Origin of the sequence: Xenorhabdus griffiniae, assembly GCF_001028135.1 — a bacterium.
GTDB classification, from domain to species: Bacteria; Pseudomonadota; Gammaproteobacteria; order Enterobacterales; family Enterobacteriaceae; genus Xenorhabdus; species Xenorhabdus bakwenae.
On the sequence record NZ_LDNM01000038.1, the window covers coordinates 47,484 to 72,280 of the forward strand.

At 43.5% G+C, this 24,797-nt stretch carries 17 protein-coding genes and 2 tRNA genes; 11 read left to right on the plus strand and 8 right to left on the minus strand.

Annotation, left to right across the window (positions count from 1 at the left end):
- Window positions 1-172 precede the first annotated feature (172 nt).
- Window positions 173-3,010 (plus strand): two-component system sensor histidine kinase RcsC, encoded by a 2,838-nt coding sequence (rcsC, locus tag AAY47_RS09870; protein ID WP_072059771.1) that lies wholly within the window; start codon window positions 173-175, stop codon window positions 3,008-3,010.
- 81 nt (window positions 3,011-3,091) lie between these two features.
- Here rcsC and rcsB read toward each other — a convergent pair whose 3' ends face one another.
- A complete protein-coding gene (gene rcsB / locus AAY47_RS09875) occupies window positions 3,092-3,742 on the minus strand; it encodes a response regulator transcription factor RcsB (RefSeq protein WP_047769369.1) in 651 nt (216 codons plus the stop codon).
- 1 nt (window position 3,743) lies between these two features.
- Window positions 3,744-6,488 carry a phosphotransferase RcsD gene (gene rcsD, locus AAY47_RS09880; protein ID WP_047769371.1) on the minus strand — a complete coding sequence of 915 codons (2,745 nt, stop codon included), beginning with the start codon at window positions 6,486-6,488 and terminating at the stop codon, window positions 3,744-3,746.
- 212 nt (window positions 6,489-6,700) lie between these two features.
- On the opposite strand from rcsD, the gene AAY47_RS09885 reads away from it, so the two are divergent.
- From AAY47_RS09885 to tyrP, 3 genes are all read left to right on the plus strand, one after another.
- Window positions 6,701-6,788: transfer RNA gene (locus AAY47_RS09885), tRNA-Ser, on the plus strand.
- A gap of 6 nt (window positions 6,789-6,794) precedes the next feature.
- Window positions 6,795-6,870, plus strand: a tRNA-Thr gene (locus AAY47_RS09890).
- A 403-nt stretch (window positions 6,871-7,273) separates the two neighbouring features.
- On the plus strand, window positions 7,274-8,479 hold the full coding sequence (tyrP, locus tag AAY47_RS09895; RefSeq protein WP_047769373.1) for a tyrosine transporter TyrP: 1,206 nt from the start codon (window positions 7,274-7,276) through the stop codon (window positions 8,477-8,479).
- A 66-nt stretch (window positions 8,480-8,545) separates the two neighbouring features.
- Here tyrP and AAY47_RS09900 read toward each other — a convergent pair whose 3' ends face one another.
- From AAY47_RS09900 to menD, 6 genes are all read right to left on the minus strand, one after another.
- Window positions 8,546-9,088: a YfaZ family outer membrane protein gene (locus tag AAY47_RS09900; protein WP_047769375.1), complete on the minus strand. Its 543-nt coding sequence runs from the start codon at window positions 9,086-9,088 to the stop codon at window positions 8,546-8,548.
- Between the two features lie 123 nt (window positions 9,089-9,211).
- Window positions 9,212-10,633 carry an o-succinylbenzoate--CoA ligase gene (gene menE, locus AAY47_RS09905; RefSeq protein ID WP_047769377.1) on the minus strand — a complete coding sequence of 474 codons (1,422 nt, stop codon included), beginning with the start codon at window positions 10,631-10,633 and terminating at the stop codon, window positions 9,212-9,214.
- Complete coding sequence (gene menC / locus AAY47_RS09910; protein WP_047769457.1) at window positions 10,624-11,604, minus strand: o-succinylbenzoate synthase; 981 nt, start codon at window positions 11,602-11,604, stop codon at window positions 10,624-10,626. The genes menE and menC overlap by 10 nt, the downstream gene beginning before the upstream one ends.
- Before the next feature lie 13 nt (window positions 11,605-11,617).
- On the minus strand, window positions 11,618-12,475 hold the full coding sequence (menB, locus tag AAY47_RS09915; protein WP_047769379.1) for a 1,4-dihydroxy-2-naphthoyl-CoA synthase: 858 nt from the start codon (window positions 12,473-12,475) through the stop codon (window positions 11,618-11,620).
- 13 nt (window positions 12,476-12,488) lie between these two features.
- Window positions 12,489-13,259 carry a 2-succinyl-6-hydroxy-2,4-cyclohexadiene-1-carboxylate synthase gene (gene menH, locus AAY47_RS09920; protein WP_047769380.1) on the minus strand — a complete coding sequence of 257 codons (771 nt, stop codon included), beginning with the start codon at window positions 13,257-13,259 and terminating at the stop codon, window positions 12,489-12,491.
- Window positions 13,256-14,929, minus strand: a complete 1,674-nt coding sequence (gene menD / locus AAY47_RS09925; RefSeq protein ID WP_047769381.1) for a 2-succinyl-5-enolpyruvyl-6-hydroxy-3-cyclohexene-1-carboxylic-acid synthase — start codon at window positions 14,927-14,929, stop codon at window positions 13,256-13,258. The genes menH and menD overlap by 4 nt, the downstream gene beginning before the upstream one ends.
- Window positions 14,930-15,772: 843 nt before the next feature.
- Here menD and pgaA point away from each other — a divergent pair.
- The 7 genes from pgaA to AAY47_RS09960 all read left to right on the plus strand — a co-directional run bounded on the left by pgaA (window position 15,773) and on the right by AAY47_RS09960 (window position 24,619).
- Window positions 15,773-18,256: a poly-beta-1,6 N-acetyl-D-glucosamine export porin PgaA gene (gene pgaA, locus AAY47_RS09930; RefSeq protein ID WP_200897768.1), complete on the plus strand. Its 2,484-nt coding sequence runs from the start codon at window positions 15,773-15,775 to the stop codon at window positions 18,254-18,256.
- 11 nt (window positions 18,257-18,267) lie between these two features.
- A complete protein-coding gene (gene pgaB / locus AAY47_RS09935; protein WP_047769383.1) occupies window positions 18,268-20,304 on the plus strand; it encodes a poly-beta-1,6-N-acetyl-D-glucosamine N-deacetylase PgaB in 2,037 nt (678 codons plus the stop codon).
- Entirely contained in the window at window positions 20,297-21,628 is a 1,332-nt protein-coding gene (gene pgaC, locus AAY47_RS09940; protein WP_047769385.1) for a poly-beta-1,6-N-acetyl-D-glucosamine synthase, read from the plus strand. Before pgaB ends, pgaC begins: the two co-directional genes overlap by 8 nt.
- Complete coding sequence (gene pgaD / locus AAY47_RS09945; RefSeq protein WP_047769388.1) at window positions 21,625-22,047, plus strand: poly-beta-1,6-N-acetyl-D-glucosamine biosynthesis protein PgaD; 423 nt, start codon at window positions 21,625-21,627, stop codon at window positions 22,045-22,047. The genes pgaC and pgaD overlap by 4 nt, the downstream gene beginning before the upstream one ends.
- Before the next feature lie 204 nt (window positions 22,048-22,251).
- Window positions 22,252-22,866: a YfiR family protein gene (locus AAY47_RS09950; RefSeq protein ID WP_083446730.1), complete on the plus strand. Its 615-nt coding sequence runs from the start codon at window positions 22,252-22,254 to the stop codon at window positions 22,864-22,866.
- 5 nt (window positions 22,867-22,871) lie between these two features.
- Complete coding sequence (locus AAY47_RS09955) at window positions 22,872-24,134, plus strand: diguanylate cyclase domain-containing protein (RefSeq protein ID WP_047769390.1); 1,263 nt, start codon at window positions 22,872-22,874, stop codon at window positions 24,132-24,134.
- Entirely contained in the window at window positions 24,131-24,619 is a 489-nt protein-coding gene (locus tag AAY47_RS09960) for an OmpA family protein (RefSeq protein WP_047769392.1), read from the plus strand. Before AAY47_RS09955 ends, AAY47_RS09960 begins: the two co-directional genes overlap by 4 nt.
- Window positions 24,620-24,797: the final 178 nt, after the last annotated feature.

The following is a 24,797-nucleotide window of genomic DNA, read 5'->3' on the forward strand; positions in this document are numbered from 1 at the left end:
CCGAGAGTTAGGCTCTGAGTTAAAAGAGAAGCAGGCATTTAAGTGCCTGCTTTTTTTTGTTCAATTTTTTGACGAAGAATCAGCAAGATTCAAATGCTGCTTTGTATTCCCTGCTACACTAGTATATGCTGTGAACAGTTATTATTAATCATATATTTCATCAGGCGATCTCTTGAGATATCTATCTTCTTTTCGGACGTCATTAAAGATATCACGTTATCTTTTTCGGGTGCTTGGATTTATGCTATGGGCGCTCGGAGCCTTATTAACCAGCTTTTATTTGACAAATCTTTTTAATGCACTCAAATCAGATATTCGTCAAGAATATAATGCCAACTATGATATAGCCTTTTCCCACATACGACATATCGCCAATATTTTGCGAGATATTCAATTTATGGCGGAAAATCGCTTATCACAGAATAATGATAAAAATCAAACAATCGTATCGCATAATAACGATATTCTCTCGTACATTCCTTTGAATGAGAATTCCGATTGTGAACTATTACGTAAAACCACACATAATAATTTATATTCATTAGATCAGTTGATTGCATTTTGGCGAGATAATGTTGCCGCTATACGCAGTGTAAATCAGACTTTTTTCATTGGAGTAAAAAGCAAATGCATGGTGAACTTTTTTCCTCATAACAATATCACAGAGCCTGATGCACTAAAAAAAATGATCGCCGAGAATACCCGCAGGTTGATCAACATGAGAGAACAAAACAACGAAAGAACTCTCTTTTGGATCCAACCTAATCCCAAAGGGGATGGCGGTAATCTTTATGTTTTTACGCCTATTTATATTAATGGCCACATGACAGGGATCATAGGTATCGAAAAATCTATCAGATTAGAAACTTTTTTGCAAAAAAGGGAGCGGCCTGTTACAGTCATGATGCTAAATGAATCAAATCAGCCCGAATTGCAATTTTCGATAAAGACAAATAATAAACCCCTCGTTATAAATTCCAACTCACAGCCGATGTATTTTGGTTACGATGAAAATTTTACCAGCTTAGTATTAATGCGGAATCTATCGCCCTCTTCATTACGCATTATTTACTCATTGCCGCTAAAACATATTTACGATGAACTGAAAGACAGTGCAATTAATGGTATCATCCTGAATATTATTTCCGCAATTGCGATTATCTTTTTCATTTGGCTGTTTGAACGTAAAATGTTTTCTCCAGCTGAGGAAAATGCTATTCGCCTTGAAGAACATGAGCAGTTTAACCATAAAATTGTCGCCTCTGCCCCTGTGGGGATAAGTATTTTAAGGATCAGTGATGGCGTTAACATCTTGAGTAATGAGTTAGCACATAATTACACTCGAATGTTGACGTATGAAGATCAAAAACGCATTGTTGATATCATTTGCGATAGAACCAGTAGCTATATTGATGTCGTCACCAGTAACAATAATCACTTGCAAATTAGTTTTGTACACTCACGTTATCGTAATGAAGAAGTCGCAATCTGTGTACTGATAGATGTCAGCACCCGTGTAAAAATGGAAAAATCTTTGCAGGAAATGGCCTCAGCAGCAGAACAAGCTAACCAGGCAAAATCGATGTTCCTTGCCACAGTCAGCCATGAATTAAGAACACCACTATATGGCATTATTGGTAACCTGGAGTTGATGCAATCTCATACATTACCACCAGAATCTACCCGATTGCTGGCAACAATGAATAATTCATCATCATTATTGTTGAAAATCATCAGTGATATTCTCGACTTCTCGAAGATAGAATCCAAGCAATTGAAAATTGCCCCCAAGGATTTCAGTTGCAAAGAGATCCTGTCACATGTGATTTCAAACTACCTTCCCTTGGTTGTCAAAAAAGGCTTAGGCTTGTACTGCTATATTGAACCAGATATCCCTGATATCATCCATAATGACCCGGTAAGATTACAACAAATTATCTCCAATTTGCTGAACAATGCGATCAAATTCACGGCATCTGGCTACGTTGTTATTGAAATCAGCTCAAGGCATGGCTACCTATATATCAGCATTAAAGATACCGGGCTTGGGATCGAGGATAAATTACAATTCCAGTTATTTGAGCCATTCTTCCAAATCAGTGCCAATAAAGAAAGTTATTCACAAGGTACAGGATTGGGGCTGGCTATTTGCGAAAAACTCATTAATTTGATGGATGGGGATATTGAATTCGTCTCACAAAAATATGTTGGCAGTATCTTTTCTATCCGTCTCCCTTTATATGGTGTGAAATACCATGCCAAACAATTATCCAACCAGCGGACTCAAAAACGGATTTTGTTAAATATTCGCAATGATTTTCTAGAAAAATATTTGCAAAATTTTCTTACACAAAATCATTTCCAGGTTTCCCTCTATGACGAAAGCCAAGTAGATGGCACCGAAATACTAATTAGCGATCGAGCTAATAAACCAAAAATTTCTGTATGTTACTTTATAGAAATATCAGAGAAACATATTGGTTCGCCAGAACAAATTAGAGAAAATCATTGGTTATATAACACTTATGAACTGAATGAACTGCCTAATATGTTGGATAATCTCCTGGCAGACCAGGCTTTCTTGCCAGGTATTTCTGTATCAACAATCCCTGTTACAGATAAAACCGTCCAAACTGATATTTGTTTAAATACAGTTAAGGTATTGGTCGTTGATGACCATCCTATTAATCAGAACTTACTGGCCGACCAATTAAACTCAATAGGATTTAGTGCATCAATGGTTAACGATGGCATTGAAGCCATTGAATATCTTAAAAACAACTCACCAGATATTATTCTAACGGATGTTAACATGCCAAATATGGATGGATATGAACTTGCCCAATACTTAAGGGACAAAGGTTATACCAAACCCATTATCGGCATCACTGCCAATGCACTGGCAGAAGAAAAACAGCGTTGTGCTAATGTGGGCATGAATGACTGCCTGTCAAAACCTGTAACACTGGCTATATTAAAAGAAACATTAATTAAATACAGTGATATTTAAACTCATACATATTGAGCTATGAATGATGGAAAATCGGTAACTATTGCTACCGATTTTCCATTAGAAAAGATAACACATTGGTTAGTTACCAATATCTTTATCGATAGTGACGGAAGATAAATAGTTAAGCAATGCGATATCGTTATCTACCCCCAGCTTTATCATGGCGGATTTCTTCTGGCTACTAATTGTCTTAATACTACGATTAAGTTTTTTTGCAATATCAGTAACAAGAAAACCGTCAGCAAATAAACGCAGGACTTCGCTCTCTTTAGGAGATAAACGCTTATCCCCATATCCATTAGCATTAACCTTTTCAAGTAACTTAGAAACACTTTCAGGCGTAAACTGCTTCCCCGTTTGCAAAGCAGAAAGTGCTTTAGGTAAATCTGTTGGTGCTCCTTGCTTTAACACGATTCCCTCAATATCAAGCTCAAGTATAGCACTTAAAATAGCCGGATTATTGTTCATGGTAAGAACAATAATTGCCAATGTTGGGTAATGACGTTTAATATATTTTATCAGGGTGATACCATCACCATATTTATCCCCAGGCATTGACAAGTCTGTTATGAGAACATTTGCTTCTATATGTGGCAAGCTATTAATGAGCGTCGTTGAATTTTCAAATTCACCGACTACATTAATCCACTCAATTTGTTCAAGTGACTTGCGGATGCCAAACAAAACGATGGGATGGTCATCGGCAATAATGACATTAAGGTTATTCATATTATTGGTTACCTTGCTGCAACAGCTTTGTGACAAAGGAATCAATGAGGCTGATGCTACTTTTGATTTCTACTTCATTATTGTCTGCTATGTGTTTTTCCAACGCCTCACATGATGACCTAAGAAATTTTAAATCCAACACAGCAAACGCACCCTTAAGGCGGTGTACCGTTCGCGAAAGTGATATCAAATCATGTCGTTCCATATCAGTATACAGTCTGGTGATATCCATAGGTACTGTCTCTATAAACAATTTCCTGTAGTCACTATCTGCCAACTGCGTTTGATAAATTTTGAGGATATTGCAAATACTGCTATCAACATTTTCAAATAAATCAACACTTTTAGCTAAATCACCTGCTGATTTAGAAATTTCAGAAATTTCCCTGATTTCATCTAAACTGAAATTTTCTTCGAAAAGAAACGATATTGCATTGATAATATCATCAGCAAGATTGTAATTGCACTGAACCATTCCCGGCTTCAACTGCTTAAATCCTGCTAAACTTCCCACTAATAATATAGTTGGTTTTTCATATTTGTACCGCTTTTCTTCTTTGTACAGTCTATCCGTAAGGATAATATCGTATTCTTCCGTAGTGCCTTCTTTTCTTTTATCAAAGTACGCAGCACCATAATTATTGAGATAAGTATGGACGATTTTGCTGATCTCAGGGTTATTGATATCAATTAAAATCGTGACCCCTTCCAAAAGTGGAGGCGTTTCGCTATTTTCATCTTCATGCTGCGATAGGGGCAGATTGATAACATAATGTGTTCCCAACCCCAACTTACTTTTAATATCAAAGCTTCCTCCCATTCTTTTGCTCAACTGATTACATAAATAAAAAGTCATGCCAGAATTTGTAGAGTACTTATCTTCCACGGATTGGTTCAAAAAAGGATAAGTTAAGCTGGTTAGATCTCTTTCACTTAAACCAACGCCACTATCTATCAACTCAATCTGAATATGGTTGTCATATTTACCTGAACCATTGACAACCAATGATATTTTACCATAGCTGGTCATCGTTATTGCATAATTAAATAACAATGTAACAATTTTACTTAATGCTACCCTATCCCCTATGAATAAAGACTCACGAGAAATATTAAAATGATAATAAACCCTCAAACCTTTAGCATTTAATATCGGTAAAGAGATTTTCAAAATACCTTCCAATTGTGAAGATAGGGAAAATGTTTCATTTTCCGGCTGCCAATCTCCCAGCTCCAACTCATTGAGTAATGAAATATTTTCAACCCATTCGGTGATATACTTTGATTTATCTAATAACCTATCCAATAACTTTTGTCCATTTTCATCTTGTGATAGCTGCTTCAATTGCTTGGTAATAGCATTAATACTGCTAACAGGGTATTTTATTTCATTATTAATATTTGACAGCATAGAACGCCTGATCTGAATGCTTTTATCATATTCACGATGAGCAAATTGCAATCGTTTATTTGCCATGACTTCCTGATCTTTGTCTTGCAGTAAAAACAGATAAGTTTCTGGTAAGAAGCTATTGTTATACATTTTTACTTCATAAACTGCTTCATCAATGGATGTCTGAATTATACCATGATGTTGCTGTGCCATCGCTCTAACTTTATTCAAATTCAGGTGGGGTATTAACTGCTCCGCAATTTTATTAATTATCATTATCTGATTTGATTCAAAATCATAAACCACGACGCCAACAGGAATATTGGAGATAATATCACTATTTAGGGCATTTTTAATTTTCAGTTCATGATCCATAGAAGCATTTGGTGCAATATATCGCCGGCGGATATAAAATAACCCGCTTAAAGAAAACAAAAAGAAAAACAATATTGAAAGTAACAGCCAGACATTTCTGAACAACAAATCTACAATCAGTGCCTTCAGTGGGACTTGATAAATCAATTTATACGGCATGATGTCAAGAGGCTGAGAAAATTCTAGCCAAAAACCGTTTAATGAAACCTCAGCTGTCTCGGAAGCTTCAGGTTCATGTAAGTTGATCGCATTCAAACGGAAGTTTGCTGGTGACATATCAACCGGCAAAAGGTTATTAATGGGTAAATCAAAAGCAATAATGGTGGTTAATTGCCCTGTTGCATTAAATGCAGCTTTATAGGTGTAGAAATAAATATTTTCACCACGTAATACATTAATGGAGGAAATGCTCTCTTTCTCCTCCAAAGCAGAAGACTGCTCCAACATCTCGGTGCGTTTGGTTTCAGAATTCAGAGTCAGATAGCTCTCTTTGAACCTGATTTCTGGTTTTAGAATCGGATAGGTTGTTATCAATAACAAATTATTATCCTGCCCATTAAGGTAGTACATGGACAAGTATTCATTATTAGCTCCCCAGAGAATATCCAAATAGCCAGACAGATATTCAGCCAGCTGGACACTCGAGTCGTTATGTTGCCCAAAAATAATGGCATCAACAGATTGATAACGATTTTCTAGCCAATAGACATCGGGACGCAATTTAAACAATGGCACATTCTCCTGAGAGGAGATTAGCAGAGTATTAGACTGCTCAAAAATATGACTTGCATGGTAACGATAATCTTTAATCTGCAATCTCATCTTAGCGGTTACACTACTGATAGCATATTTTTTATCCATCAGCCAAATATCAAAATAGTTATACCCGAATAAAAATAGAGACGTAAAAAGCAAAGTAACAAATAACGCGTAAAAACGAGGAATAGAAGATGGCTTGATAGGTGGTTGTTTATACATTCTTTGAATGGTTGCCTTTAATATGAATATATTTTGGTCAATGCGACATCAACCCGTCGATAAATAAGCCAGTGTACTAAGCTTAATATTAGCAGCTTCACAAATGAAAAGGCTATTACAGATCGAAGATTGAGCAAACAGTAAAAAAAACACAATTTTTTTCCTTTGAGGGCTAGACACATCAAAACGATATAGGCATAATCTCGCGCCATGGAAGGATGGCCGAGCGGTCGAAGGCAGCGGTCTTGAAAACCGCCGATGGGAAACCATCCTAGAGTTCGAATCTCTATCCTTCCGCCAAATTTCGCCGGCTTAGCTCAGTTGGTAGAGCAACTGACTTGTAATCAGTAGGTCACCAGTTCGACTCCGGTAGCCGGCACCATACAAGAACCCGCTATTTCCCGTAATCAATCGGTGAAATAGCGGGTTTTTACTTTATATTCTCAACAAAATTTCCTGCATATGCTCCCTTCTCATTTGGCTTTTTGCCACCTTATCGGCCTGGTTAGCCAAATTTCCCCCTGGCAAAGCGATAAAGTTACTTAACATACCAATAAATTATGTTACTCAACCAAGAAGTTTCTGGTTATTTTTTAACTTAATATGCTTCTGCTTTCTTAGTGATTTTTTCCGAATCACATAGCTTGATAACGAATTATCCAATGCCACCACAAGTGTAATTATTTATTTACACCTTGTGTGCTATAGATTTGACAGCCATAAATCAATCATTTAACCTGCGGATCTTATAATTATTTCTCAACATATTCAGAAATGAGGATCGCGTGAAAAATCGCACTATTGGCAGTATTTTTATCGTTGCTGGAACGACGATTGGCGCAGGGATGTTAGCAATGCCATTAGCAACGGCGGGTGTGGGATTTGGAACTACATTTGCTATGTTAGTCGCCCTGTGGGCGTTAATGAGCTATACAGCACTCTTGCTCGTGGAGGTGTATCAACATAATGAGTTTAATACTGGATTAGGAACTATCGCAAAACGCTACCTTGGGTTAGGTGGGCAGGTGTTGACTGGCTTCAGTATGCTTTTCCTTATGTATGCCCTGACAACAGCTTATATTAGTGGTGCGGGTGAGTTACTGGCGATCTCCCTCTCTTCTTGGTTGGATAAACCGGTTTCTGTCTCTGCCGGGATCAGCATTTTTACTATTATTGGTGGTGGGGTAGTCTGTATTGGCACTCAATCTGTCGATTTTATTAACCGCCTGCTGTTTACTGCTAAAATTGTTTTTCTGGTGATCGTACTCGGCGTAATGATGCCTCATGTTGATAAAATCAACCTGATCTCCATGCCCATTGAGCAAGGATTAGCACTCTCTGCCATCCCGGTCATTTTTACTTCATTCGGATTTCACGGTAGTGTGCCAAGTGTCGTTGCCTATATGGGAGGAGAGACCAACAAGCTACGGAAAATCTTTGTTATCGGTAGTGCCATTCCCCTGTTAGCCTATATTCTGTGGCAATTAGTAACGCTCGGGGCTATTTCTTCAAATACATTTGTTGGCATTCTTGCGCAAGAATCTGGCCTGAATGGGTTATTGAAAGCCGTCAGAGAAATTGTCGCTGTACCTAAGGTGGAGTTTGCCGTTCATCTGTTTGCCGATCTTGCACTCGCCACCTCATTCCTCGGTGTTGCCCTGGGGTTATTTGATTACCTGGCTGACCTGTTTAAACGCCGCAATAATGTCAAAGGACGTTTACAAACAGGGTTAATGACTTTTGTTCCGCCACTATTATGTGCTCTGTATTACCCTAATTTTGTTATGGCACTGACATTTGCGGCGGTTGCGCTCTCCATTCTCGCGCTATTATTGCCGTCCCTGTTGGTTTGGCGTAGTCGTGAAGAAAATCAGGCAGGTTATCGTGTCAAAGGTGGTAAACCTGCATTAGTCTTTGTTTTCCTGTGTGGACTCGCCGTTATTGCCATTCAACTTGGCATTGTCACAGGTCTACTGCCAAACGTGGGGTAACGTTATCCTGTCTGAGGTTATTCGCATCAATATTAATGCGGATAACCTTGCAGCATTTTCGTTTAATTAAAAACTTAAACCGGTGCCAACATAAAAACCATCGGAAACCTTGTTATTACGATTACCATGACTACCCCGTATGTCAATGACACGGTAGCCCACCTCAACACTCAGAGGCCTGAAAAACGTATAACGCGCTCCCGCTGTCGCCTCAGTGTAAGAATCCATCCCTGACGTTAAGCCCGATGGCGAACCGTAAGCCTCACCATACAGGGATAAAGAAGAAGTCACAGCCCAACTAAGGCCCGCACCGACAGCCAATGCTGCGCCATCTTTCCCATCTTTGGGGGACAAATAAAGCCCTTTCGCGCCGACGTTTGCAGCGAATGGACCCAATGGCAGCCCGAAGCCTAAACCTAAACTACCCAGCTGGCCATTGTGATCACTGCGGGTCCAGTTACCCGTCAGAGACAGGCCGGCATATTTATCACCCATTCCCACGGAGGTGCTTGTGCTGTGTTTTCCCACCTGAGCATCTATAGAGAGAGCATTTGCTGAATCCGCTATAAAAAGCAAACTCGCGGCGCCGATAGCAATAAAGCCTTTCATCATCTTGTCCTTTAATTAGTCACTGCCCATATAGGCTAAGATATTGTACTTAAACCAACGTGGTGACATAGATCACAAAAGCAAGGAAATGTTTATATTTATAAAGATATGTAAATGACGTTACTATTCATTATACTTACTATTTATCTCTGTTGCCCACTGCTTCACGTGTTGGCGCGAAACCTTTATTCCTCCGTTTTTCAGTTGTGCAGGTAACACATAGCAGGCAACAGGCCGCTGAAAAGCCGCAGTTTTATCCGCAAGCCAATCAATAATTGTCTCTGTTAGCACAGGATATTGAGTTTCAATGACCGCGACTGGCCGATGACCGAATTCAATATCAGGAATGGGAATAACAAAGCTCTGTTCAATTTGAGGATGTTGATTAATGATCCGCTCAATATCTTCTGGCTGGATACCCTCTCCTCCACTGAAAAACTGGTTGTCGAGACGCCCTAAGATCCGTAATTCCCCCTGTTCAAATACGCCTCGGTCCCGTGTCGAAAACCATCCTTCATTATCTGTCAATGGCTGTAATTCCCCGTTAAACCAATAGCCATTCGCAATACTATCAGCGCGGATCTGAATTTCTTCATCGACTAAGCGAATGGATTTTCCCGGAAGTGGATTGCCTACCCCAGGCAACCCATCGGCGCGTTTTGCACAAACAGTTGATGCCATTTCTGTCAGCCCATAGCCACACCAACAACGAATACCCAGTTCTTCAGCTCGTTGAGTCAGCGACGTTGGTATCATAGCGCCTCCCAATAACACGTCTTTTAATGTCAATGGATAGTTATGGGGTTGTTCCAGCAAACGCCACAGTTGAGTAGGCACAAGTGATGCATGGGTACAACCAGACAGCGCACGATCCAGCGGATGTAAATCCCGCAGCACTAATGTTGCGCCTGTTTGTAACCAACGCCAAAGGATCCCCTGACCTGAAACATGAAACAGGGGCAATGACAGTAACCAACTATCATCTGGCTGAAAATCCATGCAGGAAAGAATACCTTGTGCGCTGGCAAGATGAGCACCAATGGAGTGTACCGCAGCCTTGGGTAACCCAGAAGAGCCAGAAGTCAGGATCATGCTGGCAGGACGTTGACTTTCCCACACCACCAATAGGTTGTTTTTTGCCCGCCGATCATGTTTCGCCGGAAACTTTTGTTGCCAGTCAAGTAGCTTAACGGGCATAACAGGCGAAGGTGAGTCCGTGAAATCCACCCCATAATCCATATTGAGATGAGCCAATAACTCCGCCAGCAACCGATCAGGTAATTGAGGATTAAGAAGTAACGCTCTGGCACCACATCGCAGGACAGCCAGGTAACACAACAGAAGTTCCGCACTGTTCTTGCCTCTCAAGATCACGCTACTACCTTCCACAACGCCCTGTTGGTGGAAATGGACAGCAATAGCATTGATGCTTTGCGTTAATTGATGCCAGGTTAATTGCTCATCATCTAACTGGATGGCCTGTTTTTCAGGTAAGGCCGCAGCCCAATGCTGCCACGGCCATTGAGTCCACTCTGTTACTGACATTCATAACTCCACACCATAGCCAGCTTATCCAGCATGACACATGGCATATGACTATCAGGCCAACAACGGATAAGTTGTGACTGGATAAGATCCAAAGTATCCAGACCTGGCAGTGAATCAGGCGTAAGCCATTGAGCAAGACGAGCCAATTGTGTCAAACCAAAGCTACTTTCAATGCTGGAGCTAATCACTGCTTCTAACCCTAACTGATGAGCTTCGGTAATTAATTGACGACAACGGTCAATGCTGCCTGTCAATGTTGGTTTGATGATAATGGCAGAGACACCCTCTTGGGCTTCTACGATAAAACCGGCTTCACGGACACTTTCATCCCATGCAATGGCGATACCCGTTTCACGAGCAAACGCCAGAGATTCATCCCGGGTTTTGCAGGGTTCTTCGATAAAAGCAATTCGGTGCCGATAATCTGGATTGACATATTTAGCAAATCCCTCTGCTTTTGTACGTGTCCAACTGCGGTTAGCATCTAATCGCAATCGGAGATCAGGCACCGCTTCAAGCATCACATTGACGACCATGCCATCCCGTACGGCTTCATATAGCCCAACTTTCACTTTGGCAATTTTCTGCCCTGCCATACTTCCCAAACGCAGGATCACCGCATCGGGATCGCCCGTACATAACACTGCCTTGCAATAATCGGCGGTTTCAGGCAACGTCCCCTGTAATTCAGCCAGTGCACAGCTTATGCCAAACGCAACGGAAGGCAGATCGCTCTCTTCTGGCTGTGTGCCCAGGCACCATTGTTGCAGCCATTCCACCGCCGATATTTCAGCTTGCTCAGGCGTTTCATGGCTGAATTCAGGCAATGGGGAAATTTCTCCCCAACCATCTCGTCCATTTTCCTGTAAGTGCACCAGAAAACCGTCACGGGTTTTCAGGCGCTGATAACGCAGAATAATACCTGCCTCCATGGGCAGGCTGAATAGGTATAAAGTGGCTTTACGCATGATGGATGACAACTTACGGATTACGCGTGAATTTACGGAAATCAGGATGGCGTTTTTCGTTGAACGCATTGCGCCCTTCCTGCCCTTCTTCGGTCATGTAGAACAGCATGGTGGCATTGCCCGCCAACTCCTGTAAACCAGCCTGACCATCACAATCTGCGTTCAATGCCGCTTTCAGGCAACGCAACGCCATTGGGCTGTTTTCCAGCATCTCACGACACCAGCGCACAGTTTCTTTTTCCAATTCGGCATAAGGCACAACGGTGTTCACCAGTCCCATATCCAGGGCTTCTTTAGCATGGTATTGGCGACACAGGAACCAGATCTCACGTGCCTTTTTCTGTCCTACGATCCGGGCCATATACGATGCCCCCCAGCCGCCATCAAAGGAACCGACTTTAGGGCCTGTTTGACCAAAAATGGCATTATCTGCCGCAATGGTCAAATCACACATCAAATGCAGGACGTGGCCACCACCAATGGCATACCCCGCAACCATAGCAACGACCGGTTTTGGACAGGTACGGATCTGACGCTGAAAATCCAATACATTCAGATGGTGTACTCCGCCATCATCTTTATAGCCGCCATAATCGCCACGGATCTTTTGGTCGCCTCCAGCACAAAACGCGTTTTCTCCCATTCCTGTCAGAATAATCGTGCCAATGGCTTCGTCATAACGGGCATCTGCCAACGCCTGAATCATCTCTTTGACTGTCAAAGGACGGAACGCATTACGTACCTGTGGGCGATTAATCGTAATCCTGGCAATGCCATCTGCGGATTTATGGTAGAGAATATCTTCAAACCCCTGGGAACAATCTTGCCACTCAATAGGGGCATACAATTTTTCTTCGCTTGGGTAACGCATTATTGAGTTTCCTTTAACCAAAAAGTGATAAAAAATAGCTCACTGCGCTGGCAAAAGCCGCAGGATTGCCATAATGAGCATTATGTCCAGCTTGAGGAATGGTTGTTAATGGCAACGTATATTGCTGCGCTATATTCCGGAATTTACGATCATTTTCCCCACATAAGTAAGAGAAAGGAATAGATATGTGCTGTAAAGCAGAAACCAGCCAGGGTTGGCGGCCTAAAGAAGTATTTTCCAGCATATCCGCGATACGCTCTCCCCTGTTTTGACTGCGCAGATGAATAAGTTGCTCACGTTGAGCCGTCGTTAAATCAGCAAATATCGGTTGTTGATACCAATCAGGTAAGACTGACACCATTGGCTCCTGACGAAAACGCTGTGCCCAATGCTGATCATTGCGTAATCGCATATCACGCTCCTGCTGGGAAAACAGCCCCGGATTTCCTCCTTCCACCAGCAATCCGCGCAAGCCATTTTGTTTACCATAGAGCGCATGGTGCATGGCAATTCGTCCTCCCAGTGAATAGCCAATCAAGCAGTACTCATTGATTGGATACTCCGCTAAGGCTGCTCCCAGCAATTCACTCATCTCAGCAAAACCGCCTGTTAAGGCTATATCGGCGGAATTACCGTGCCCGGGTAAATCAACAACCAATGAAGGATATCGATTGCACGCCTCCACGACAGGAGACCAGTCGTCGCCGGTTCCCAATAATCCATGCAACCAAACTAACCATGTCCCTTGATTATGTGTATGAAATGCCCGGAAATTTAGTTTCACAAAGACGCCACCTGTTTGAGCAGCTCCTGCAGGCAGACCACTCCGGCATTGCTTGGCACTTTTAGCTCAACCAATGTCGTCTCCTTACGATCCCATACTTGTTGGGCACAGCGTTTTAATTCCGGCCAATTTTGTGGTGCCGCATAGTTTAGGCCGAACATGGCAGCAACATGATTAAAATTGACATCTTGCGGCATACAGTAAAAACGCTGGCGTTCTTCCTGCGGTGTCGGTAACAGAGAAAAAATCTGCCCACCATTATTATTCACTATGATCAATAACATCGGTTCAGAAAGGTGGCGTAATAAAGCCAGGCTATTGAGATCATAGAGGGCAGAGATATCACCTATCACCGTGAGTGTCGGTTTATTTGTCGCCCGCTGTACGCCTGCTGCGGTCGCAATCAAGCCATCTATACCACTGGCACCTCGGTTACTGTAAACCGGATAACCCACGGGAAGCTGCCCCAAAGCATCAACCAAACGTACAATCAAGCTATTGCCAACAAACAATTGCCCCTGTTCTGGCAACAATTGATGCAGCTGATGCGCAACCGCGGCCTCACTGAATTCTCCCGTCAACTTTGTTTCAACACACTTAAACGCGCTTTTTGACCATGAATTCAATTCCTCTGCCCAGGGTACTCGTGAATATGCGGGATGTTCCCGTAACCAATCAGTCACACTGCAAGTGAATTTGCGCCCTCTATGGTTTTCAGGATCAAGCCTGCCGGCAATGGGATCGACAATCCAATACTGCTCAGGCTGGCATTTAGCCTGCCATTGCAGCAGTCGCTTACCTGTCAGGCTGGCACCAAATTGGATCACTAATTGCCCTTGTGCCAAGATTTCCTGAGTGCGGGAGTGAGTCAGCCATAAATCTGCACATGGCAAAGGCTGCCCCGTTTGGGACAACACATCACCAATAAGTGGCCATCCCATCTCTTTTGCCCATTGAGCAACATAGTTGCCCTCTTCTGCGCTCATTCTCCCTGCCAGTACAATTCCCTGTTTTTTCTGCCAGATATCCCAATCAACTGCCTTGAGGGTGGTATACATTTCTGGCTGGATCAACCACGGTTCATTCCCTTGCCACCAATCCCCCAATGTTTGCAACCAATCTTGATGCGCTGTCACCTCATCACCATACAAAGGCTCCGCAAACGGGCAATTAATATGCAGAGCACCTTGTTTCAGGTTTGACATTGCATTATCGATAGACGAAACCAACCAACTGGCAGGGATCTCTGTGGTTGGTCGTGGCAGTGCTAAAGTTTGCGCGGGATGAGAAGCAAACATGCCTACCTGACGAATAGCCTGATTAGCACCACAATCGATTAATTCAGACGGCCTGTCTGCGGTGAGAAATACCAATCGCTCTCCCGTCAATCCTGCTTCAATTAAAGAAGGATACAAATTGGCAACTGCCGTTCCAGACGTCACAATAACCGCAATCGGCTCTTTGCCCGCTTTTGCCAGTCCTAAAGCCAAATAGCCCAACCCGCGCTCATCAAAATGAGTATGGCAGTTCAACTTATGGTTTTTTGCGGCAGCCAATGTCAATGATGTTGAACGAGAGCCGGGAGCAATGCAGACATGACGCAATCCGTGGCGGGTTAATGCTTCCAATAAAAGTTCCGCCCAGCGGCGGTTGAGTGCGCTGTTTGACATAGAATGCCCAAAAAGTTCTTTCAAAAATGAGGCCAAAAAATAAGAGATAATTATATAAGATGTTCTTGATCTTAACGCGGATAAAAACGATTTCCTTATCTTAGTTCAAGGAATTGTCATTTAATTGGCGATATTTCAGCTATATACTCGATAAACTTCACGTTGCAACCCGCAAGACGACGCGAGGCCTTATATTTTCCTCTGACGTTATCTGCAAGTGATAACAATATCCATATAATTACTAATGCAAATCACTCATACAATATCGTTTGAAATTCACACACAAAAGAGAATACCCGAATATCAATTTCGCTAACATTTTCGGCATGGTGATTAAAAATAGTATTTAATTTTGAAATATAGTCATATTACGATTAACAAACCCCACTTTTATACTGAAAAATAAATTAACCTCACTTTAACGCATTTATTTAAAATAAAAGCCCCAACAACCAATAATATTCATCCTTCGGTAATAAAAAATATTTACACTCAGTCTCAGTTTTTTTCATTGAAATCAATTTTAATATTCCTATTTATTTTTTAAAATATTTTCACGACAGAGGGATCAAAATACAACTAATTGATATAAAACAAATAAAATAATTTCAAAACATAAATATCATACTTATGCATTATTTTATATAGAGATAGTGTCAATGCAAAACCAAATGCGCTTAATTATTTCATGAAATTTTCTCATTGATATAAATTCACGCAATACGTATTATTCTGCCTCTTCAAAAATGAAGAATGTAAAAAATCATCTTAATCTAAATTAAATTAAATTCCGTCTGGTCCTGCTATTTGTAAAACCAACAAGCAGTATAAAAAGGGGATGGCGTGTCATATCTTTATTTCCGTCCGATGGGCTTTTATAGATATCGGTATAGGCTGTTATCGTTATTTATTTCATTAAGTTGTTTAATCACAACGGAATCCGCTCAGGCAGATTACGATGCATTAATTCAACAAGCCAGAAATGGCAATACCAATCCCATGCTCGAATATATTCGTCAGGAAGAGAAACGACATCGTCTTTCTTCCTCGCAAATTGCTGATTGGTTGCAAATTGCAAGCTGGGCTGGACATGATGATGAAGTCATTTCGCTCTGGCAACGTTATCGCTCAATGGCTATACCTGCCAGAGGGATCGCGGCGGTTGCCCGGGCCTATCGCAACCAACGTCAATGGTCACAGGCAATACAGCTATGGCGCACAGCCCTGACCCTGGACAAGCAGAACAGAGACATCAAAGCGGGCTTTATCATGACACTCGCCGATGCCAGACAAGACACGGAAGCCCGTCGTTTGGCAAACGATTTATTGGCTCGTCAACCCGACGCCGCTAATTACCGTTTGCTGGCCTACGTTGACCAGGCTGCCGGCCGGATATGGCATGCCCTGCAAGTGCTTTCTATCGCGCATAAACGGTTTCCCGACAATAAGGAAGTCACCCAAGACTATCTGTTCAGCCTCAAAAACAATCGCGTCAGTGCTCCTGCATGGCACCTGGGGCAACAGCACGCTACACAATTAACCACGGCGCAACTGCGCAATCTGGAAGCCGGTGCCGCAGCAGAATTGGTTCGCTTGTCAATGATCCCCAATCGTAATGAAAAAGAGCGCTTTGACATTGCTGACAGGGCACTTGCACGCTACGAACAGATGCTTAATCAATGGCACAACCTACCCGATGCACAACACGATTATCAACGGGTGCGCATTGATAGGCTTGGTGCTCTTCTTTCCCGCCATCGGATGCAAGACGTTATTGATGAATACCAGACGTTGCAAAAACAAGGCATACCTCTCCCGGAATATGCACAGAAATGGGCAGCGGCAGCCTATCTGAATTTGCGCCAGCCAGAAAAAGCGCGGAATATCCTGCACTCGTTGAATTACCCTGATGAAAATATTTCGTCGTCAGGGAACATTTCACCGCCCAATATTCCCCTTGAAGATGATATCGTCCTTTTTTATGCGAATGTGGAAAGTGAGCGTCTGGATGCCGCTCAACAACTTGCCACCGGTATCAAACAACGCAATCCTTATATGCTGAATGTCTTTGGCTCCCCCATTCGTGTTCCGAATGATGGCTGGCTGCAAGGGCAGCAATTTTTAGCGGAGTCTGCACAATTACGTGAAGATCTTGCCGAAGCAGAAAAACGCTTTACCCATTTAGCCCGTACAGCGCCTGGCAATCAGAAATTACGGATTGATCTGGCGTCTGTCTGGCTGGATCGTGGTTGGTCACGCCGTGCTGAGAGTGAATTAAAGCAAATTGAAGGGCTCGATCAGCGTCATCTGGCATTGGAAATCCAGCAAGGTTATACCGCGCTGGCTCTGCAAGAATGGCGGCAGCTGGACTTGCTGGCCGATGATGTTATTACCCGCGCCCCAGAAGACACGTCCGCTAAACGCTTTAACCGCCTGCGTAATGTGCATCATATGTCAGAACTGCAAATTAAGGTTAATCAGGGCATTAATTCAGATAATCCTGAAAGTGGCAAACACAGTTCAGATATTGACGCAGTACTTTATAGCCCTCCCTTTGAGGATAATTGGCGCTTATTTACCGGTGGTGCTTACAATCGCGGCCAGTTCTCAGAAGGCTGGGGGTTGAACCGTGATTTACGCGGCGGTGTAGAGTGGCGTTCGCGGGATCTTTGGCTGGAAGGTGAAGTTTCTGCGCGTCATTATCGTCATGGCAGCAAGGTGGGATTACGGATCGCAGCCTGGTATGACTTCAATGATCAATGGCGACTGGGTGGCTCCGCAGAACGTCTTGCCCGTAATACCCCCCTGCGTGCGTTGAGCAATCATATCCACGCCCATGGTGGACAAATTTATGCCCGCTGGAGATACAGCGAACGCAGCCAATGGAGCGCTCGCTTTACCCCTGCATTCTTTTCAGATGGCAACCATCGCTTTGAATATGGCATTGATGGCCTTCAACGCCTCTATACCGCTCCTTACCTGAAACTTGATGGGCAGTTGGAACTGAGTACGACTCACAATACCCGGCAAAATACCCCCTATTTCAATCCCAAAAGCGACTTCACCTTCCTGCCTGAGCTGGAAGCAGACCACATCATATATCGGCACTATCAAACTGTCTGGAGCCAGCAAGTTGTGGCGGGTATCGGGCAATATTGGCAGCAAGGGTACGGCAGTGGCCTAATCACAATGGTGGGATATGGTCAACGTATTAAATGGAATGATGTTATTGACACAGGGGTAAGGCTCACGCTGGATAAACGTCCTTATGACGGTAAACGAGAGAGTAATCTGCAAGCTGCTTTTGATTTAATCTATCGGTTCTGAAGGATTTTTTTATGATACACAATGTTTTTCGTCATTGGTTGATGATATCGGCCCTGCTGATTAGCTTGTTACTCCCCCAGTTTGGCATGCTGGCATATGCAGAAAAACCTGATTTCGTTCCACCAGCCCAACGGCCGCTTTCCATGAATGAACGCCCCTGGCCTAAAAATGGCTTTGTAGTTCTGGCTTACCATGATGTCGAAGATGATGGGGCAGATCAGCGTTTTATGTCAGTCCGTACCAGCGCATTAAACGATCAGTTTGCCTGGCTGCGGGAAAATGGCTACCAGCCGGTTACAGTCGACCAAATTCTCACTGCCAATCAGGGCGGTACGCCATTGCCGCCCAAGGCTGTATTGCTGACTTTCGATGATGGCTATAGCAGTTTCTACCACCGCGTATTTCCGCTGCTGAAAGCCTATCACTGGCCTGCCGTTCTGGCTCCCGTTGGGATCTGGGTTGATGTACCCGCCGAAAAACCCGTTGATTTTGGCGGGTTGATGGTGGCGCGGGAGCGCTTCACGACCTGGGAACAGGTAGCAGAGATGTCTCGTTCTGGTTTAGTGGAAATAGGTTCCCATACTTATCAGCATCACTATGGTGCCATCGCTAATCCACAAGGCAATACCGAGCCGGCTGCGGCCATTCGCATTTACGATCCGAAAACAGGTCACTATGAAAGTGGGCAGGCGTTCCGCCAGCGGATAGAAAAGGATATTGCCACTATTACCCAAAGAATTATCGCTGCCACAGGCAAGCAGCCACGGGTCTGGATTTGGCCTTATGGTATCGATAACGGTGTTACGCTGGAAATAGCCAAACGCTACGGCTACAAAATGGCATTGACCCTGGATAACGGGCTGGCAAACGTCAACAATCTTGATAATGTGCCACGTATATTGCTCACACATAACCCTTCTCTGAAAGAATTCGCCGGGCAGGTTATTCAGGTACAGAATAAACCGATCTTACGGATTGCCCATATTGATCTGGACTATGTTTATGATCCAGACCCCGTTCAACAAGCCGATAATCTCGACAAGCTGGTTCAGCGCATTGCCGATCTGCGCGTCAATACCGTTTTCCTGCAAGCCTTTGCTGATCCCAAAGGCGATGGCACTGTACGGGAACTCTACTTTCCTAATCGCTGGCTACCGATGCGGGCGGATCTCTTTAACCGTGTTGCCTGGCAACTGCACAGCCGCCTGAATATTGAAGTTTATGCGTGGATGCCCGTTCTGGCCTTTGAACTGGAGTCTTCACTCCCGCGGGTGATGAGCGATGACACAAGTCATGACCAGCTGTTTGTAAACCCGACACAATATCGTCGTTTATCGCCCTATAACCCAGAAAACCGCCGGAGGATCAAAGAGATTTATCAAGATTTGGCCTCTCATGCTATTTTTCAGGGCATCCTGTACCACGATGACGCCGTCATGTCTGATTTTGAAGATGCTGGCGCAGATGCCATCAAAGCTTATCAGGCCGCAGGTTTATCTGCTTCCCTTGCAGAAATTCGGCAAGATCCAGAACAATTCGCCCGTTGGACACGCTTTAAAAGCCAATACCTGATTGATTTCACTCATGAGTTAACCAGAGAACTCAAGTCAATACGGGGTTACCAGATCAAAACTGCACGCAATATTTTTGCCCTGCCCATTCTGGAACCGGACAGCGAAGCGTGGTTTGCCCAAAATCTGGATGACTTCCTCGCCCACTACGATTGGGTTGCCCCTATGGCAATGCCATTGATGGAAAATGTGCCACTAGCAAAAAGCAATCAATGGTTATCCCGCTTGGTGAAAATCATTGCCCAACGCCCACAAGCCCTGGACAAAACTGTTTTTGAATTGCAATCCGTAGATTGGCGCCAGCCACTGGATAAAAGGGCAATTTCAGGGCACCAATTAGCAGAGTGGATGCGACAATTGCAGCTCAACGGCGCACAGAGCTTCGGTTACTACCCTGATGACTTTCTTAACAATCAACCAGAAATGAATGAGATCCGCCCTGTTCTTTCTCCTGAATGGTATCCACTTCATGATTGATCGTATTATTGCTTTTCTCGTGCTCTGCCTGGTACTGAGCATCCCCCTTGGTATCGCTATCACCTTTACCGGGGAAGTCATGCTGAACTTTGTCTTTTTCTGGCCTTTGTTCATGTCGGCCATCTGGATCTCAGGCGGGATCTATTTCTGGCTCTATCGGGAAAGGCATTGGAAAATTGTTGATGAAGAAGCGCCGCATCTTGAAGGAAAACCGCTAATTTCAATTTTGATCCCTTGCTACAACGAAGGGCCAAATGTGCGCGAGACACTGCTGGCCGCCTTGAACCAGCGCTATCCCAATATTGAAGTGATCGCTATCAATGATGGTTCAACCGACAGCACCGCAGATGAACTCAATGCGATGGCGAAACAATATCAAGCCTTGAGAGTGATACACCTGAAACAGAATCAAGGCAAAGCCACTGCACTTCAAGCGGGGGCAGCTGCTGCGAAAAGTGATTATCTGGTTTGCATTGATGGCGATGCCCTGTTAGATCGAGATGCGGCTGTTTGGCTGGTCAAGCCCATGATTGAAAATCCCCGTGTTGGCGCTGTTACTGGTAATCCCCGCGTTCGTACACGATCCACTTTAGTGGGGCGCATTCAGGTTGGGGAATTTTCTTCCATCATTGGCCTGATCAAACGAACCCAACGGATTTATGGTCAGGTCTTTACCGTGTCAGGGGTTGTTGCAGCCTTTAATCGCCGGGCACTGGCCGACGTGGGGTATTGGAGTAATGACATGATCACAGAAGATATTGATGTGAGCTGGAAACTCCAGTTACACCATTGGGCTATCCTGTTCGAACCCCGCGCACTCTGCTGGATTTTGATGCCTGAAACCTTGCGGGGATTATGGAAGCAGCGGTTACGCTGGGCACAGGGTGGAGCCGAAGTTTTCCTGAAAAACCTGCGTCAATTGTGGTCATGGCAATATCGCCGCATGTGGGGGTTATTTGCTGAATTCTGCTGCTCCGTTATCTGGTCATTTACATTTGCCCTTTCCATCATTTTATTTTTACTCGGCATGTTCATCGCATTACCGGAAAACATTCGCGTCTATACCCTATTTCCACCTGGGTATACGGGATTAGTTCTGGCGGCTACCTGCCTGATCCAGTTTACCGTCAGTTTAGTGATTGAGCGCCGCTATGAAAAACACGTTGCCTCATCGCTGTTCTGGGTGATTTGGTATCCGATGGTTTATTGGATGCTGAACCTATTTACGACTCTGGTATCTTTTCCCAAAGTGATGCTTAAAGTACACAGAAAACGCGCTCGCTGGGAAAGCCCTGACAGGGGAATAGAGAGAATCGAATCATGAAAGAACCATTGATTTTTACCGAACAAAGGTTATGGCCGCGTTTAATTGATATCCTGTTGACCATCCTGGCTTGGGCAGGTTTTATCTATTTATTCATAATGGGATTATTTTACGTCTCCCATAATGGTCCCAGGCCTTTTACGTCGACATTATTTACTTCAGAACTGGGCGTCATCGCCCTTTATATTGCCATTGCCATATTTAATGCATTTTTGCTCATTGGCTGGGCAAAATACAACCAACGTCGATTTAGGATCGAACGTCGTCGTCACCGACCTGCATTAACCCACGCTGAAGTGGCGCAGAGTTTTACTTTGGAACAAAAGTTGTTTGACACCTTAAGGCAAAGCAAAGTTTCCAGTATCACTTATGACAATCATGGACATATAATAGGAATCAATGAAGATGTTTCAATATAGAAATAGTCATTTATTCACTAATAATGAAATTATATTAAAGGTATCGATTAGATTGCCAATAATCTTATTTGGCAAGTAACTATTTTACAACCTATCTCATTAAGGAAATAAAACTGAATGAGATAGGTCTTGGCTGAGAACAGATTTTATCAATAAATTTAACACGACCATTTACAATATGAAAAATAAATACTGGAACATGATATGAAAGTGATTGAACGGATTCATCATCTTTGTAAACGCACTATTTTTAAACGTTGTGTCTCCAGATTATTTCTACGGGTATTGATCACGTTATGCTTAATCACCGTCACATGTCATTCAGCAGTAATGGCTATGCCTGATACCAATGAAAAACGAATAATCAATGAAAAAACAGCGCACAACGAAAATGTTGCGCGGGTAGTTTCTGGAATTATCAGTTATACCCACTGGCCTATTACACCTACTATTCTGCACTTATGTCTGGTTCCTCCATCCAATTACATCAGCGCCTTAACCCACATTGATATGATTTCTGATCACACAGAACTGCAAGTTGAAACACTCAATTTCAACGTAGAACAACTCATAGAAAGATGTGATGTCATTTACTATGGTCAAATCGATCCACAACTTCAACATCAGGTAATCAACCTGAAAAATGACAAGCCATTGCTTACCATTGCTGAAAATAATCCGAACTGTGAAATTGGCAGCGCATTTTGCCTCAACATTAACAGCGCTCCGGCAACATTTAGCCTCAATCTTGATATTCTGACGCGCAGCGGCGTGCGCATACATCCGAATGTCCTGCAACTGGCTCGTAAGGTGGAATAATCTACATGAAAAAACGTTATTCACGGATGCCCTCACGCCCGACTTTACGTCATGCTTTCCACCGCATCCATCTGGTCATTACGTTTATCATATTATCCGTAGTCGGCTTGTTTTTATCGTTACTGGCACTGCTTGCTATGCAGAAATATGCCGAAAACAGTTTAAAACTGATTGCCACGACCATTGCCCATACCGCACAGGCCGCTGTGGTTTTTCAGGATAAAACCGCAGCAAACGAAATACTGGAAATGATTGCCGTTCACGATGGCTTTACAGAAGCCAAGATTTTTGATGCTAAACAGCAGGTGTTAGCCAGTTGGCAAGCAAATCAGGAGACTCGTACCGGCAATTTCAAGAAATTGATCGAGCACTGGCTATTTCTTGAACCTTTCACCCTGCCAATTTACCATCATCAGCAAAAAGTAGGCTCAGTCTGGTTAATTGGTAACAGTTGCCACATCATCAAATTTATTTATCAGGCCCTGCTGGTACTATTTGCCTGCCTGCTGTTCAGCGCCGTCATTTCACTCTACCTCTCGTTGCGTATGCATGATGGTATTGTCAGAGCTTTGCAAAACATTACGGCCGTCGCCCATGATGTGCGACAACGGCGGACATTTTCCCGGCGCGTGCCCTCGGCCCATATTGCTGAACTGCATGAGCTAAGTCAGGTTTTCAATCACCTGCTGGAAGAGCTGGAAGAGTGGCAACATCATCTGCAAACAGAAAAAGCCGCGTTAACCTGGCAAGCACAACATGATTCCCTGACCGGTTTACCAAATCGGGCCACTTTTGAACGTGTTCTGTCAACCGTCATGAACGATAAATTTATGCGTGAAAGTGCAGCGATATTATTTATTGATGGTAACAGGCTGAAATATGTCAACGATGTCTATGGACATGCTGCCGGCGATCACGTGCTTGTCACTATCGCCGCCACCTTAAAACGAAGAGTAAGAAAAACAGATACCGTTGCCCGGCTTGGCGGGGATGAATTTGCTATCCTGTTGCCTTCCGCCAATCTAGAAGATGCAGAACGCGTTGCCAAAAATATCATCCATGCTATGGATACCCCGATCCTCCTTCCTAACGGACAACATCTACGTATCACACTCAGCATCGGCATTGCATTATCCAACGGTGAACTAACGGCAGAACAACTACTCTCTGAAGCCGATGCAGCGATGTATCACATAAAACAACGGGGCGGTGGCTGGTATTCCGCTGATACAACAAAACTCAACTATCTATCAAGGAACCCTCTATGAGCAGAAATCGTTATTGTGTATTTATCTTTGCGTTTATTGGCGCACTTTTTCTCAGCGCCTGCCAGAATAAAGGGGCGTTGACAGCCGCACAAATCGCCGCACTTAAACAACAGGGATTTCAACAAACCGATGAAGGCTGGTTATTTGGTATATCAGAAAAGGTGTTGTTTGGTAATAACCAATTTCATTTACGACCAGAAGGTGAAACAAAATTAAAACAACTGGCCAGTATTTTATCCAAAGTGGGTATCCACCACGCACGCCTTGATGGCCACACTGACAATTACGGAGAAGTGAGTTACAACAATCAATTATCATTGAAACGCGCCAACACCGTTGCAGATGCACTGACACAGGGAGGTATGCAGCGTACTAATCTGACAGCCCGTGGATTAGGGCCAAGCCAACCTATCGCCGATAACCGAAGTGCAAAAGGTCGGGCAGAAAATCGTCGGGTTGCCATTGTGATAACGACACCGCAATAGCGCTATACCATGAACGATAATATGGGTTTTAAAACAGCCCTGTTTATTACGGGCAACTTGATAATATATTGATATAAATCAAATAATAATTTAGCCACGGATGGCCACAATATTTTTTTATCTTGATCATCCTCAGCAATTATAAAAAATCCCCCCATTTTGCCATATAGTCATATAG